This window comes from Johannesbaptistia floridana (genome assembly GCF_057440575.1).
In genome coordinates this window covers 1-15,377 of the sequence record NZ_JALKVM010000200.1, presented here as the reverse complement: position 1 = coordinate 15,377, position 15,377 = coordinate 1, and the positions used below count along the sequence as shown (strand labels likewise).

The window sequence follows — 15,377 nt, the reverse complement described above, 5'->3', positions numbered from 1 at the left end:
AAGAGAAATGAACTTTTTCTGAGGTTAATTTAGTACATAAGTACTGGTGGAAGATATGAGCCTCACAAAAGTACTAAATAGGCCAACAAGGGAGAATCAATTTATGGTAATAAAGAGCGAAGTAAAGAAGGAGCAACTCTAAAGTTAGTAGTTTGTAGTTTTTGAATGACAACAGACAAATCAATCAAATTTTGTCTATATGATTTTTGTAAAATTCCTAATAGTCCAGTAATTTTTAAGCCTCTTGCTTGTGCCGTTTTCCTAGCTGATTTTTCATCTAAAATAAGTAAATTAGCTTTAAGTTGTTCAGCTAATAAAATAGCCTGTTTCTCTCCCAAGTGTAGATGATTTAACGAATTATCATTTACTAATAAATTAGGTTTAATCATTAACCAGCTAGGTGAGGTTTTCAACCAATTTTTAACCTGAATGGGTGCATCTTCATGTTCTAATTCCTGAGCAACGGCTTGAGGAATATAGATCTTACCAAATAGTTGAGGTAATAAGTTAATTTCCTGAATGAGAATTAAATAGCAAAGGGGAGAAGTATCAGCAACAATAATCATTCTGATAGCAACTGATTAAGGTTTTCTAAATCATTAGCTAAATCTTCTTCAGTATAGTCTAAATAAGCTTGGTTTTCTTTTAAAAATTGTTCAGTTTGCCAGCGAGAAGGAAATTTTAACAGAGTTTGAATTTGAGCAGATGTTATCAGCCCTTGACGATAAGCTTCAAGGGCTAAAGATTCTAAGATTTTTTGCGGTAAATTGTCCCAACTTTGCTGAAGTTGATGCCCAATTTCTTCCGGTAGTTCTATAGTTATTTGCATTTTAAAAAATTTTTCTGGCGCTTTTTTAAGCTCACAATTTGAGCATAGCAGTTCAACCTGTTTGTCGTCAAGCTTCTTTGCCAATACTGCTCGGTTAACTCAGATCTTCCACCAGAACTTATGTACTAATTTTTAAGGAAAATTTTAGAATAAAACAGCCATGCTATAGTATACTACTCAAAAACAATCAATTTTAAACCATGCTTGTGAAGTCTCCCAACTCATGCTAATGAATGTAGAAGGCGCGAATTATTTTTTTAAGTATTTACATGCTATGGATTGTTGGGTTTCGTATTCCAAGGGCCCAACCTACTGCTAAAAGAGAAAATAACGTTGTGCTAGGGGTAAACTTGTAGCAGGTTCACAAGTCAACAATTCACCATCAGCTTTGACTTCGTAGGTCTCCGGGTCAACTTCAATCTCTGGTAAAGCGTCATTGAGTTTCATATCTTGCTTAGTTAGGTTGCGTGTGTCAGATACAGCAACTGTTTTCTTCGCTAAATTCAATTGACCTGCAATATCAGCATCAATCGCCGCTTGGGAAACAAAAGTTAAAGAAGTAGAAGCAATAGCCCGACCATAACTAGCAAACATAGGACGCATAAATACTGGTCCTGGGGTAGGTATACTAGCATTAGCATCCCCCATTTGAGACCAGGCAATCATACCTCCTTTGATCACTATTTCTGGTTTAACACCAAAAAAGGCAGGACGCCATAGACATAAATCTGCTAATTTACCCACTTCCACAGAACCAACATAATTGGCGATTCCGTGGGTTAAAGCTGGGTTTATAGTATATTTAGCAATATAACGTTTAGCCCGTAAATTATCGGCTAATTCCCCTCTTTGAATCTTCATTTTGTGGGCAGTTTGCCAAGTGCGCATAATTGTTTCCCCCACTCTACCCATAGCTTGAGAATCCGAGGCAATCATACTAAAAGCGCCTAGGTCATGTAAAATATCTTCGGCAGCAATAGTTTCCGGGCGAATCCTGGATTCAGCGAAGGCCACATCTTCGGGTATACTCTTATCTAAATGATGACATACCATCAACATATCTAAATGTTCTTCTAGGGTATTGAGAGTATATGGTCGTGTGGGATTAGTAGAAGAGGGTAAAACATTGGCTTGACCACAGACTTTGATAATATCTGGTGCATGACCACCTCCCGCGCCTTCGGTATGGTAGGTGTGAATGGCACGATTTTTAAAGGCGGCAATGGTATTTTCTACAAATCCCGCCTCATTGAGGGTGTCGGTGTGAATCGCTACTTGAATATCGTATTCATCGGCTACTTGTAAACAGGTATCTATGGTTGCTGGTGTGGTTCCCCAGTCTTCATGTAGTTTTAATCCCATAGCTCCGGCTACAACCTGTTCTACTAACCCCTCTGATTTAGCACTATTGCCTTTACCCAAAAAGCCTAAATTCATAGGGAAAGCTTCAGAGGCTTCTAACATACGGTGGAGATTCCAAGCACCTGGAGTACAAGTTGTTGCATTTGTACCCGTGGCTGGACCAGTACCACCACCAATCATGGTAGTAATTCCAGAGGCAATGGCTGTAGATATTTGCTGAGGACAGATAAAATGAATATGACTATCAATACCTCCGGCGGTTAAAATCATGCCTTCACCAGCGATCGCCTCTGTGCTAGGACCGATAATAATATCTACACCATCTTGAACATAGGGATTACCAGCTTTACCTATTTTAAATATTTTCCCGTCTTTTATACCGATATCAGCCTTAACTATGCCCCACCAATCGAGAATCAAAGCATTAGTAATGACTGCATCTACAGCGCCATCAGCGCGAGTAATAGGAGATTGACCCATACCATCTCTAATTACCTTCCCACCACCAAACTTTACTTCTTCGCCGTAAATAGTGTAGTCTTGTTCTACTTCTATAAATAACTCTGTATCTGCAAGACGCAGGCGATCTCCTACTGTGGGACCAAATGTAGCTGCGTAGGCATCTCTATCCATTCTATAACTCATAATTTTTACTCCCCAAGAGAACCATTAATACGGCCATTGAAGCCATAGATTTCTCTACTCCCTCCGATAGCGACTAATTCTACTTCTTTTTCGTCTCCTGGTTCAAAACGAACTGCTGTGCCTGCGGGTATATTGAGACGCATCCCTTTAGTTACTTCTCTGGGAAATACTAGGGCGTCGTTTACTTCAAAAAAGTGAAAATGAGAACCAACTTGAATAGGGCGATCGCCGGAGTTACCTACTGTTATTGTACAGGTTAGACGTCCTTGGTTTAATTCAATAGTTCCCTTGCTGGTAATAATTTCGCCTGGAATCATGTCAGATAATTGGTTTATGTACTGTTACTAATTTAGTTCCATCGGGAAAAGTTGCTTCTACTTGCACTTCTAGAATCATTTCTGGTATACCTGTCATCACATCTTCTCGTGTTAACAAAGTTTTCCCATAACTCATTAATTCTGATACTGTGCGCCCTTCTCTAGCACCTTCGAGTATAGCAGCAGAAATATAAGCTACCGCTTCTGGGTAGTTTAATTTTAAGCCTTTAGCTTTGCGTCTTTCTGCTAGTAAAGCTGCCGTGAAGATTAATAGTTTATCTTTTTCTTGAGGAGATAGTTGCATTTATATTTGTCTCTTCATCTAATCATAGCAAAATAGAGAATCACGAGTTGCCACCCCGGTTTTACTATTTACACCTTTAGCATAACTGCAAAGTTGTTTAATTTGTTCTTTGTCTAAAACCGCTTGGCTAAAGTCAGCGCCTGTGATTGTGGCATTTTTAAATGATGAGCGCAGTAATAAAGCTTCTACAAAGATAGCATCAGTTAAATCAGCGTTATCAAATTGAGCTAAGTAGGCAACACCTTGACTAAAATCAATACCTCTCAGATTAGCTCTATTCAAGGTTACACTATTAAAAACAGCGCCTATTAAATTAGCATTACTCAAGTCAGAGTCTTCTAACTTTACTTTACTAAACTCAGCGGTTTGCAACTGTTGACCACTCAAATCTTCACCCCGTAAATCCATGTTATCAAATCTCAGGGTATCTGGTAACTTAGTCAAAGCTAAGCTAGGAGCGGTGTTTACCATTAGCACTAGGAGTAAAAAACCCAGACAAATCACTTTTAACAATTTACTTGTTGTTAACATTAACCTCAATCCTCTGATTTAAAAAGTCACTTTAGATTCTAACCATTCAGCGATTAATTGGGGGCAATTACTTTTAAACCAACGATAGCCTACTATCAAAAAAGCTGGCTTAGACATAGTGGCGATCGCTTTAAGTAGTTTATTCATAGGACGAAAACGGACGTTTTTATTAATCAGATTAGCTGCACCTACATCATAGAGAGAACTTAGAACCAATTTAACTGTAGCTTCTTCCCTAGCAAAGAGATTTCCTAGAATCAAAACAATTTCACTCATCCTCTGCTCTTGTAAACGCTCTTCTTGTATTCGTTCTATTTCTAAACGCTCACGTCTAGTTAACCTCACAACTCTTTCGGGTTTATCTTCGTACTTTACCATAGTCATATTTCTATTAATCCTAATTTCTCATACAAATTTTGGTACAGCTTTCTAATAATGTATATTGTTCTTTGAACATTGGCAATTTAGCTGTTTTTTTTGGTGAATAACTATGCACACTGCCCCCATTTGGTCTGAATTCCTCCAACAACTACTAGATAAACAGTCTCTTGAAGAAAATCAAGCTACTCAACTCATGGAAGGTTGGCTCACAGAGGCTATTCCTCCAGTTTTATCTGGAGCTATTTTAGCCGCTCTCAATGCCAAGGGATTTTCGGGAGCTGAATTAGCGGGAATGGCTCGGGTTTTACAAACTCAATCCTTGAAGACTCAAAAAGATCGCTCTACTTCTTCTAATTATACCGTTCCTGTAATTGATACCTGTGGCACTGGAGGAGATGGTGCTTCTACTTTTAATATATCTACTGCTGTAGCCTTTGTGGCCTCTGCTGCTGGAGTAAAAGTAGCTAAACATGGTAATCGCTCTGCTTCTTCTAAGGTTGGCTCTGCCGATGTTTTAGAGTATTTGGGTGTGAATTTAACTGCTCCTTCTGCCTTGGTAGAAGCTGCTCTCCATCAAGTTGGTATTACTTTTTTGTTTGCCCCTGGCTGGCATCCTGCTTTAAAAAGTGTGGCACCTTTACGCAAAACTTTAAAAATTCGTACTGTTTTTAATTTATTGGGTCCTTTGGTTAATCCTCTGTTTCCTACAGGTCAAGTTATTGGTGTCTCTGACCCCAAATTTGTTTCCTGTATGGCTGAAGCTCTCAATTTACTCAATCTCCCCCGTGGTATTGTTCTTCATGGTCGGGAGAAGTTAGATGAGGCGGGTTTAGGTGCCCCTACTGATTTAGCTCTTCTTTCTCATAATCAGGTTACCTACACTGTTATTACTCCTGAAGATTTTGGTTTAGAGTCTCAACCTCTCACGGCTTTAGCTGGTGGTAATGTGGAGGAAAATGGGGCGATTTTGCGCAATGTTCTTCAAGGCAAGGGGACTTCAGCTCAGCAAGATGTTGTGGTTTTAAATAGTGCTCTTGCTCTACAAGTAGGGGAAATTGTACCTTGGCAGGATCACCAGGCGGGTATTAGTTTAGCACGAGAAATCTTAACCAGTGGCGCGGCTTGGTCCAAGTTAGAGGCTTTAGTTGCTTTTCTTAGTTAGTTTTTACTTTCTATCCCTAGGGTGACTCAGATCTTGCATCTTTACCTAATGTTACTGGTGGTGGTTGAGTAATGAGTCAGTAGGTTGGGCCCTTGGTCACTACACCCAACAATTTAACTCCGTGGTCTCCAACTATTATATGTTGGGTTGCACGACCTTTAACCTCAAAGCCTACCTCCTCACTAAAGCTTATTTTTTCACCCGTACCCTAAATATTTGTTTGTCAAGGGCGATCGCTCTCTAATATTGCTCTTACAGTTTTTATCTCAAACTTATTAAGAAATAGCAAATCCAGTGTAATATCATGTCCGTTTAATTAGTTATAGCAGCGAGCGCAGTAGTGTTAACAACATTTATCACCACTGCGGTCACTGCTATAACTCCTGCCTCCTGCCTCGGTGCCTCCTGCCTCAAAAGGATAACCTCTGTACCTCACCAGTATGAGAATTGCTATATTGCTCTTATAGTTTTTATCTCAAACTTATTAAGAAATAGCAAATCCAGTGTAAGGTCTAATTTCAGGAGGCTTAAAAGCTAAAATAATCTGGTCTTTTTGAATTCCTGCTTTCACTAATTCTTCTGCGATGCCGTCTTCTGTGCCATCATGTTGAATCCATATTTTATCACCAATAATATCTAAATGTAACAAGGTGCCATAAATTCGGTAGTCATTTTTCCAACCTGTTTCTACTAATAAGTAATGGTTATTTTCTTGGTCACAAACTAGTTTTATCGTTATTTCTTGATCTTCTAGAAAGTTAGCATATTCTAGGAATAGTTTCTTAATAGTTTGGCGATATTTATTTATGAGTGAATCCATTTGACAATCTCCTCTAATTCCGGGTTGAAACTGAATAAACTGATAATTTTATCCTCAAGTTATTTTTTTATAGTTTGCCTCGAAAGGCTTTTTGTAGTAAGGAATTAAAGAGATCGTTAGACTTTTGTAATAATATAGTTATTTTGTTAATATGTGATTGTATTTTTTTTTCTAGGTCTGCGAAAGAATTTTGTAAGCTAATAGGTGGATATGGAGCTAATTCTGAATGTATCAAGTTTCTGTTTAATGTTGGAACACCAGTGCCTCTGGTAAATCTTTCTAACTTAAAATTTCGTAAAAAATAAGTTAAATAAATTGGATTATTTCCTTTTATATTTTCAGAATACAATGTTGTATTTAGAGGCCAATAATCCTTTTCAAAAAACATAACTTTACCTAATGTTCCTGATCGCCCAGTTATTATTCCTGGCCCCTTGACTTTATATTGATTATGATAGCCTATAATACTGTTCGCTGCTATCACTGGATATTGTCCTACAATGCGGTCTTGATGAGGTAAATCGTAACCTCTTTTTAATTTGATAATGTCTATAAATTTTTTCATTTCCCACCCCTTAGGATTAGTCAGAGGATCGCCAAACATCTCCAAAAAGAGCGATCGCAACAACTCCTCCGTTAACTTTATTGCCTGCTGGCGCTTGCGTCTTATTTCGTATGCTTTATCTAGTATTGCTGCAATGCGTTTTTGTTCTTCTAGGGGGGGTAGAGGTATTGTAAGCCTCAGTATATCTTTGGGATAAAGATGAATTCCTTTGACTAACTGTTTAATTTCATGTCTTGTTCTGCCATTTAACATCCAGTAATATGCAAAACTAGGGTCAAGAACTGATTTATTTACTCTGATTATGGTCCACTCCCCAGTAGCCAAAGCGTTTTTGACATTTTTGTCAGCTTTATAAATTTTTGTACCTACATAATCAGCGTTGTGGGCAGCATTAAGAATTAAAATATCCTCTTCATTTATCAATTTTTGTTTAAATTTGTCAACAAAGCTTTGATCAACATAGGATTCAAATAAGCCTTTAAATACTCCCTGATCCGAAATATCTTTAATTTTTAATACAGGATGACCACGGTAGCGTTGCTCATCTTTTGAAGGAGTTTTTCCATTAAAAACGCTTGCCACTTCAGAAATAGCAACCCTTGAAAATTCTTGCATCACCCCAACATCGCCTCCAACGCCTGTAAATCCTCTCTTATTTCATCTTCTAAAGACATCAACTGGTGCAAAATCACTCGGGGAGACTCATACTCCACCTCCTCATAACTTACCTGTTTATAACGATTAATAGACAAATCATAACCATTCGCCTCTATCTCCGACTTAGGCACAAAAAATGACTTAGAAGCGCGATTATTATCCCGATATACATTCCTTTGCTGCCAACACTTAATTATCTCTGGTATATCATTCTCCTCAATCGGCTGGCGCTTATCATCTAGAGAGTAGCCATCTGCCTCCATATCGTAAAACCACACTGCATCAGTGCCATTTTGCACTACTCCTAACTTAGTAAATATCAATACCGCCGTTGATACTCCTGCATAGGGTTTAAATACTCCTGACGGCATAGAAATTACCCCTTCTAACTTATGATGTTCTACTATTACTTGACGAATGGTTTTATGGGCTTTTGATGACCCAAATAATACTCCATCTGGCACAATTACCGCACCTCTTCCCCCTACTTTGAGTAGACGCAGAAACAAGGCTAAAAATAATAATTCTGTTTTAGTGGTATTAAATACCTTAGTTAGGTCTTTTGCTATGGTTGATTTTTCCACAGAACCCTTAAATGGTGGATTCGCTAAAATGAGAGTATAGGCTTCTTTCACATCTCCACTTTCTTCGGCGAGAGAATCTCTGGCTTCTATATCTGGGTCTTCAATACCATGCAGCATCAGATTCATACTGCCTATTCTCAACATGGTGGCATCGAAGTCAAAACCGTGGAACATTTCATTCATAAAATGTTCTCTGTTACCCGGCGCATTTAGTATATAGTTACCCTCATCATCCTTTTGACGGCGCAAATATTCTGAGACAGCTACTAAGAAACCTCCTGTACCACAGGCAGGGTCACAAATAATATCTTGGGCTGTTGGCGCCATAATTTCCACAATCATGTTAATAATGTGCCGTGGGGTGCGAAATTGCCCATTAGTACCTGCTGTAGTCAACTTAGATAGCATATACTCATATAAGTCTCCTTTGGTATCCCTATCTTCCATAGGTATTTGGTCAATTTGACTCACCACATTAGCTAGTAAGGCGGGATTAGAAATGAGAAAAACAGCATCCTTTGTATGGCGAGAATAGGAGGTATCGTTGGTATGACCTAGATTTTTAATTAGAGGGAAGGCTTTGTCTCTGACTACCTTTAACATAGTTTCTGAGTCGTCTAAGTTTTTAAAATAGGACCAGCGACAGTCTTGATTTTCTGGAGTGAAGGTAGGATTAGATATAGGTTTACCGAGACGTTGGGCTTTTCTTTCTTTAGCTAATTCTAAATCATCGAGGCGCTTGATAAACAGGAGGTAAGATATTTGTTCAATCACGGAGAGAGGGTTACTGATACCGTTATTCCAAAAAGTGGTCCACAGTTTATCTACTTTTGATTTTAACTCTCCTGTAATCATCGGCTTATCTTCTTTGTTGTCTTTTACTCGTACATAATTATCAAATTATAGCAGTAGTGAGAAGGTTAAGGTAATTTCAGTTTTTGCCGTCAATCTTGTAAGCGATCGCCCTTTTGAGTAATGAGCTTTGTAGGTTGGGTTGAGGAACGAAACCCAACAATTTACTTCGGTTATGTGTTGGGTTGCACTTTGTTTAACCCAACCTACTGTCTTATTACAAAGCTAGTAATGGTGCGTTACACTTCGTTAACGCACCCTACAATATCTGCGGCTGCGGTCACTGCTATAACTTATGTGTTGGGTTGCACTTTGTTTAACCCAACCTACTGTCTCGTAGGGTGTGTTAGCGCTGCAAGCGCGTAACGCACCAAATTATCTTCAGGAATTCAGCAGATATCTAGAGATGATGAGATTGAAAAATCATCAGCAGTATCTGTGGCGATCGCCCGAAGCGCTTTGTAGGTTGGGCCCTAATACTGCGTAGGTTTTGCCTAAATCCTCTGTGGAGACTGCAAGGGAGCGGGGAGCATGGGGCGGGGGACAAAGCCGAAAATCCTTCTGTTGAAGCTCCGGTCTCCCTGCTCCTCTGCTTGCCTCAAAGAAAAGTTAAAATCCAAAACCTACGAGGTATTGGGTTGGGTTGCACTTTGTTTAACCCAACCTACTAGTAATGGTGCGTTACACTTCGTTAACGCACCCTACAATATCTGCGGCTACAATATCTGCGGCGATCGCCCTCAATTTTGTAGGGTGTGTTAGCGCTGCAAGCGCGTAACGCACCAAATTATCTTCAGGAATTCAGCAGATATCTAGAGATGATGAGATTTAAAAATCATCAGCTTCCGTTATGTGTTGGGTTGCACTTTGTTTAACCCAACCTACTATCTAAATTGGCCAACAGGCGAGAATCAATTTTTAAGCGCGATCGCATTAATTCTTTAACTCATTACTCATTACTTATTACTTCAAAACTCAAAAAGGCGATCGCCAATTATTTAACATTGAAAAGATTTGATAATCTCTACAATTTTATCAGCTTGATCATCATTAAACATTCCATCTAAACCGGAGGGGTGATAATCAGTAAACGGGGATTCATAGAGTAATTCTGGTTCCATCACTCCGTGTTGAGTTAAACAGTCAATGATATTCTCTAGAAAATGTCTCTGATTAGCGCTAATCTGATTATCTTCTAACAACTCTCTAAAAGCTTCCTCAACCACAGTTTTATCTAATCCTACTAATTCTCGGATAAATAGTATGATATTCGGATTTTTCCCATAAACCTCCTCAAAACGTTCTTTTGTTTCAATTAATTGAGGATCATACAACATGGTTTCTAAACTTTTTAAATCAGACTCTGTTAAAGGTTGATTTCTTTGGATTTTAACGATGGGAGGAAAATCAAAATTATCTTCTATATAAGTCTCAACTCGTTTACGATATTGTTCACGACTAAAACCTGTTGGCTGTATAATCACTCTACCAGTTTCTAAAGGTCCTAATTTATCAGCAAAATCTGTATAGATAATTTCTTGTTCTTCCCTATCGATAAAACTAACTAAGTTACGTAAACTAATTCTCAAATCTTCTATTTTCTCTACAGTAACATCTAACCACCACTGTTCCCTTTGTACGGCGATAATTAAAGGCATTTGTTCATTTACTAGAGGAATAGTCTGTTTAACCTGTAAACGTGCCATTGAATCTTTGATTTTGTCTCTAAATATTGAAAAACTAGGATATTTATTAACTAAAGCTAGTTGTAAATTAATACAGATTACATCAAAACGTTTCGCCAATTCGTTTTCTTTGGGGAGAGAATCAGGCAAAGAAGCAAGAATATTATTAATATTGTCTATATCCTGCTTATCTAATTCCAGAAAGCGATCGCGCCTGGAAAACTCTTCTACTAATTGTAAATGGCGACGTATCAAAAAGTTTTCCCTCTCCATGCTGCTAACGTGTTGATGCAGATAATCTAAAAGGGAATTTCTCAACTCTTGAGAATTGGTATCTACTAAAGCTTCACTTAATTTAAGACGCAGTTTCACCAAACTAGTAGATAAGCTTTCTGGTGGTTTTGGGTCCTTTTCCACAATATTTTCATTAAAATAGTCGAAATTCCCACACAAATCAAAGACATAAAACTTTTCTTTCGGCTGATTAACACCAAATAAACCAGGACATAAACGGGTACCTCGTCCAATCATTTGATAAAATTTAACTAAGGAATATACAGGTTTAAAAAAGACCAGATTTAAAACTTCTGGTACATCTACCCCAGTATCAAGCATATCTACAGATACAGCTATAGTCGGTTCTTTGTTCAACTCAGAAAAGTCATCTAGTAAATTTTGTGCATAGGAGTTATGACTATCAATAACTTGAGCAAATTTACCTTGGTAATGGGGATAATTAGCATCAAAACGTTTAACTATATATTCTGCGTGGTCATGATTACGAGCAAATATAATAGTTTTACCTAGTCTATCTCCTCCTTCTATTTTTAATCCTTTTTCCATGAGTAATTCTAGAGTTTGGTCGATAGTACTTTTATTAAACAACCATTTATTAATCGCCGCTGCATCTACAGACTCTGGTAAATCATTACTATCTTCGTCTCTAAATTTCATCTCATATTGAGTTTTTTCTTCGGGAGAAAGATCTTCGTATTTTACTCCCTGACGTAGAAACTTAAAAGGTACATTAATCCCCTCAGGAGGTACTAAATAGCCATCGGCGATCGCATCTTCTAACTCATAGGCATAGGTAGGTATTCCTTCTTCCCTGTCAAACAGTCTATAGGTATCACGATGTACATCAGAACGAGGTGTAGCCGTCAACCCCACTAACAATGCGTCAAAATATTCAAATATTGCTTGATATTTTTGATAAATACTTCTATGTGCCTCATCTACTACGACTAAATCAAAATGTCCTGGACTAAATAAGCGTTCATTTTGGTCAAGAAAATTAATAGAATTAAAAATAGTTGGGTAAGTAGATAGAACCACATCAGCGCTTTGAACATCTCGATCTTGAGTCAGATTAACTACTGTAACCGTAGGCAAGTTAGATTTAAAGGCGCGAAAAGCTTGAGTAAGTAAAGCGTTGCGATCTGCCAAAAACAGCACTCTCTTGACCCAATTCGCTTGTTTTAGTACATCTATCAAAGATATAGCTACCCGAGTTTTTCCTGTACCAGTAGCCATAACTAACAAAGCCTTACGACGTTTTTCTCTATCAAAAGTATCAGTAATGCGTTTAATAGCTTCTATTTGATAACTACGTCCGGCAATTTCTGGTTTTGGCTTAACTAAAGATAACTTTTTGCGGCGTTGACGGCGAAAAATCAATCTCTCTAATTCATCTTGTTTATAAAAGCCTTGGATTTGACGGGGTGGATAGGTAACATCATCCCAAATCCAATATTCATAACCATTGGTATAGAAGATAACTGGACGTTGTTGGAACTTTTCTTCTAAACAATCGGCGTAGAGTTTAGCTTGATGTTTGGCATCAGTAGCGCTTCTACCACCGCTTTTTACTTCTACTATTCCTAAAGGTTTACCATTACTTCCCCACAATACATAGTCTACATAACCTTTGCCACTAGTATTAGGCATACCTGCTACTGGGTATTGTTGATAATTATCTTGATAAATTGGCCAACCTGCTTCTTTGAGAAGAATATTAACTAAGTATTCACAGGTTTCTGCTTCCTGATAGTCGTGGGTATCATCTACGGCCACATTTGTTTGTTTAATTGCGGCGATTTCTGCCTGTAAAGCTTGGATTTCTGCCTCACTTTTTTGATTGCGCTTTTTTTCTAGAGAAAGTTTAGTTTGTAATTCTTGAATTTCGGTAAGACTAAGATCTGTTTTTTGTGTTGATTCAGCAATTAAATTAGGATTAAATTGCAGATCTTTTGGTAGCTTCTTCCCATCTGGCGCGTAATAACGATATAACCAGTAAAGAAATTGAAAAAGTTCTTTAATAATGTGTAGGGCATCTTTTTGATTAATCGGTTGACTATCATGGGCTGCTATATTACCAATTTTATGAATATTGCGAACTTTGTCAAATATCCCAGGTTTGAGATTTTCTTTAAAAGTTTGTTCATGAATTAGGGAACCTAAGCTATCATCAGAGGGTCTTTCTAGATAAGCTTCATTGTCATAAAGCCACAGTACAGCTTGTTCTAGAGTATAGCGTGCATAAAAACAACAGGCGCGGGGGGATGATTTAGCGAGGGTTTCTACTTGGGTTGCGTGTTCAAAAAGTTCTTCAAAGTAGGGTTTTAGAAACTCAAAGTTAGATGACATATTTAGAGAATCAATATAATAGTTATACTTATAGTTCCCTAAATCTTTCTGTAAGCAACAGCAAAAAATTTAGAGGCGATCTCCCGAAGCGCTTTGTAGGTTGGGTTGAGGCAACGAAACCCAACATTTTACTTAGGTTATGTGTTGGGTTGCACTTTGTTTAACCCAACCTACTGTAGATAATCCCAGGTTTCTTAAAGAGGCTCAAAGCTAAACCGCGCACTATCATGGCGCGGTAGTTCATGATAAAATTAATTACTAGGGCTAACGTCGAAGGAAAGCTAACATTGTTAGGAATATGTTTGAAGATAACTTTGATAATACACAAATAAGCATGGATCTTAGAGAAAAGTTATTAAATGGAGATAAGAATGCTTTTGGAGTCTTAAGAAATTTAGTTTGCCCGCAAGAAAGTCAAAGAGTCAAAGTTGCTAAAACTAATGCCAGAATCAATCCTGAGTCAACCTCCAAATATATATCTTTATATGCTATCAAGAATCAAGATGAGCGATTAAGTATTGCCAAAATTGCTTATAATCATGATCGACAGGGTACTTTTAAGCATCTACATGAGTACAAAATTAATAATTTAGCAGAACAATTAACGGGTAAAAAGCAGTCATCAGTAACAGATACTTCTTCTAATCTGGAATTTCTCCCAGATAGTTATATTAGTAACGGCAATAATCAAAATTCAAGCCTAGAATTTCTGCCAGGTCAATTTGAAAACAAAACTGATAAAAATCAACAATCTCAATCTGAGTCTAAGTCTTCCGAAGAAACTAATCCAACAGAATTTTTACCGGATATTTATGCTCCCGAAACTAGCTCAAAATCTAGAGTAAATTTAGATTCTGTTAGTTTAGAAGCTAGTCAAGAATTACTCGAAGGATTGATGAATGGCAAAACGACTGCTTTTGATGAATTAAATAGATTATATCAACATCAAGAGCGAGTAGACATAGCTAAAAAAAATGCCCTAATTAATGGTAGTGCTACTATAAAACATTTACCTAGGTACGGAATCACTAGTCTCAAAGATATTATAGAAATTGCTAAATTAGCTAAACAAAGTGATAGTAAAACTAAAAAATTTTTAGATCAATGCAAAATTCCTGAAACAGATACAATTTTAGAACCAAGTATTTTAGATATTCATGGACCGACCCAAGAATTTATTAATAGCCTCATAAATGGAGAACCTCAAGCCTTTGTGGATTTATATAAAAACTATCCCAATGAATCTCAAAGAGGGTGTATTGCTCAAATTGTAGCTCAATCGGGAGAATTTGGGTTAGAGGGAGAACTAGCGGTTTTAGGCTATTTTGATAAATACAAGGTAAATAATCCAGAATATGTTTTTACCATAGCTAAAGTAATCGCTGAGTCAGGTAATAATACCATCACCAATTATGTAGATAAATTACCTTTGATGAGAGAGGATTATTTATCTAATGTTTTAGCGAGAGATATTAATAATAAAATTCTTGGAGAAATTAAACCATCTATCTATTTAATTCGGCGATTGCTACAGGGAGAAAAAATTGAGAATTTCCGCTATATTTATGGTGAGGAAATAGATAGATTTTATTTAGCTAAAAAAATCGCCTTGATAGATGGCATGATGATTAACGAGACTATTCAAGATTATCAACTGGATGATTCAGAAAAAAGATTTGAAATTGCTAAAATAGCTTTATCTACTAATGCAATTAATAAAAAGAGCAGATTCTCTCCTGATGCTTGGAAGATTAGGGAGATGTATCAACTTAGCTTCTGGCAATATAATGAACTAAGAGTACTTAAAAATTCTTTAGATTAAGCCTCCTTAAGTTCAATTAACAAAGCTTATTTCCTATTAACTAATCCTTAACAAAAATACTTCTTAGTTTTAAATTCTTTGCTAATCCTGTGCGTTTCTTAGGGGAGGCGCACTACAATTCGCCCATTCTCCTTATATCTTGCCAAACAAGGGCGCAAGCCTTGCCAAACAAGGGCGCAAGCCTTGCCAAACAAGGGCGCAAGCCTTGCCAAACA

At 37.4% G+C, this 15,377-nt stretch carries 13 protein-coding genes; 2 read left to right on the top strand and 11 right to left on the bottom strand.

Features of this window, described 5'->3' with window-relative positions; translation table 11 throughout:
* Positions 1-101: 101 nt before the first annotated feature.
* The 7 genes from MW688_RS13370 to MW688_RS13340 form a co-directional block, all read right to left on the bottom strand.
* A complete protein-coding gene (locus MW688_RS13370; protein WP_486736504.1) occupies positions 102-566 on the bottom strand; it encodes a PIN domain-containing protein in 465 nt (154 codons plus the stop codon).
* Positions 563-829: a UPF0175 family protein gene (locus MW688_RS13365; protein WP_486736503.1), complete on the bottom strand. Its 267-nt coding sequence runs from the start codon at positions 827-829 to the stop codon at positions 563-565. Before MW688_RS13365 ends, MW688_RS13370 begins: the two co-directional genes overlap by 4 nt.
* Positions 830-1,144: 315 nt before the next feature.
* Positions 1,145-2,836: an urease subunit alpha gene (gene ureC / locus MW688_RS13360; protein WP_486736502.1), complete on the bottom strand. Its 1,692-nt coding sequence runs from the start codon at positions 2,834-2,836 to the stop codon at positions 1,145-1,147.
* A 5-nt stretch (positions 2,837-2,841) separates the two neighbouring features.
* On the bottom strand, positions 2,842-3,153 hold the full coding sequence (locus MW688_RS13355; RefSeq protein ID WP_486736501.1) for an urease subunit beta: 312 nt from the start codon (positions 3,151-3,153) through the stop codon (positions 2,842-2,844).
* 1 nt (position 3,154) lies between these two features.
* A complete protein-coding gene (ureA, locus tag MW688_RS13350; protein ID WP_486736500.1) occupies positions 3,155-3,457 on the bottom strand; it encodes an urease subunit gamma in 303 nt (100 codons plus the stop codon).
* An 18-nt stretch (positions 3,458-3,475) separates the two neighbouring features.
* Complete coding sequence (locus MW688_RS13345; protein ID WP_486736499.1) at positions 3,476-3,988, bottom strand: pentapeptide repeat-containing protein; 513 nt, start codon at positions 3,986-3,988, stop codon at positions 3,476-3,478.
* 18 nt (positions 3,989-4,006) lie between these two features.
* Positions 4,007-4,366, bottom strand: a complete 360-nt coding sequence (locus tag MW688_RS13340; RefSeq protein WP_486736498.1) for a hypothetical protein — start codon at positions 4,364-4,366, stop codon at positions 4,007-4,009.
* Between the two features lie 106 nt (positions 4,367-4,472).
* Between MW688_RS13340 and trpD the strand changes: the two genes are divergently transcribed.
* A complete protein-coding gene (trpD, locus tag MW688_RS13335; RefSeq protein WP_486736505.1) occupies positions 4,473-5,531 on the top strand; it encodes an anthranilate phosphoribosyltransferase in 1,059 nt (352 codons plus the stop codon).
* Between the two features lie 484 nt (positions 5,532-6,015).
* Here the strand turns inward: trpD and MW688_RS13330 are convergent, their stop codons facing one another.
* From MW688_RS13330 to MW688_RS13315, 4 genes are all read right to left on the bottom strand, one after another.
* Complete coding sequence (locus tag MW688_RS13330) at positions 6,016-6,351, bottom strand: element excision factor XisI family protein (protein ID WP_486736497.1); 336 nt, start codon at positions 6,349-6,351, stop codon at positions 6,016-6,018.
* Positions 6,352-6,418: 67 nt separating this feature from the next.
* Positions 6,419-7,531, bottom strand: coding sequence for a restriction endonuclease subunit S (locus MW688_RS13325; RefSeq protein WP_486736496.1), 1,113 nt, complete (start codon positions 7,529-7,531; stop codon positions 6,419-6,421).
* Positions 7,531-9,012, bottom strand: a complete 1,482-nt coding sequence (locus MW688_RS13320) for a type I restriction-modification system subunit M (protein ID WP_486736467.1) — start codon at positions 9,010-9,012, stop codon at positions 7,531-7,533. Before MW688_RS13320 ends, MW688_RS13325 begins: the two co-directional genes overlap by 1 nt.
* A 995-nt stretch (positions 9,013-10,007) precedes the next feature.
* Positions 10,008-13,340, bottom strand: a complete 3,333-nt coding sequence (locus tag MW688_RS13315; RefSeq protein ID WP_486736495.1) for a DEAD/DEAH box helicase family protein — start codon at positions 13,338-13,340, stop codon at positions 10,008-10,010.
* 298 nt (positions 13,341-13,638) lie between these two features.
* On the opposite strand from MW688_RS13315, the gene MW688_RS13310 reads away from it, so the two are divergent.
* A complete protein-coding gene (locus MW688_RS13310; RefSeq protein ID WP_486736494.1) occupies positions 13,639-15,162 on the top strand; it encodes a hypothetical protein in 1,524 nt (507 codons plus the stop codon).
* The last annotated feature ends 215 nt before the right edge of the window (positions 15,163-15,377 follow it).

Bases quoted from the DNA above. Each gene is read 5' to 3' on its own strand.
- ureA (WP_486736500.1), bottom strand. From the start codon at position 3,457: ATGCAACTATCTCCTCAAGAAAAAGATAAACTATTAATCTTCACGGCA.
- MW688_RS13340 (WP_486736498.1), bottom strand. From the start codon at position 4,366: ATGGTAAAGTACGAAGATAAACCCGAAAGAGTTGTGAGGTTAACTAGA.
- MW688_RS13315 (WP_486736495.1), bottom strand. From the start codon at position 13,340: ATGTCATCTAACTTTGAGTTTCTAAAACCCTACTTTGAAGAACTTTTT.
- MW688_RS13365 (WP_486736503.1), bottom strand. From the start codon at position 829: ATGCAAATAACTATAGAACTACCGGAAGAAATTGGGCATCAACTTCAG.
- MW688_RS13330 (WP_486736497.1), bottom strand. From the start codon at position 6,351: ATGGATTCACTCATAAATAAATATCGCCAAACTATTAAGAAACTATTC.
- MW688_RS13325 (WP_486736496.1), bottom strand. From the start codon at position 7,531: ATGCAAGAATTTTCAAGGGTTGCTATTTCTGAAGTGGCAAGCGTTTTT.
- MW688_RS13320 (WP_486736467.1), bottom strand. From the start codon at position 9,012: ATGATTACAGGAGAGTTAAAATCAAAAGTAGATAAACTGTGGACCACT.
- MW688_RS13345 (WP_486736499.1), bottom strand. From the start codon at position 3,988: ATGTTAACAACAAGTAAATTGTTAAAAGTGATTTGTCTGGGTTTTTTA.
- ureC (WP_486736502.1), bottom strand. From the start codon at position 2,836: ATGAGTTATAGAATGGATAGAGATGCCTACGCAGCTACATTTGGTCCC.
- MW688_RS13310 (WP_486736494.1), top strand. From the start codon at position 13,639: ATGTTTGAAGATAACTTTGATAATACACAAATAAGCATGGATCTTAGA.
- MW688_RS13355 (WP_486736501.1), bottom strand. From the start codon at position 3,153: ATGATTCCAGGCGAAATTATTACCAGCAAGGGAACTATTGAATTAAAC.
- MW688_RS13370 (WP_486736504.1), bottom strand. From the start codon at position 566: ATGATTATTGTTGCTGATACTTCTCCCCTTTGCTATTTAATTCTCATT.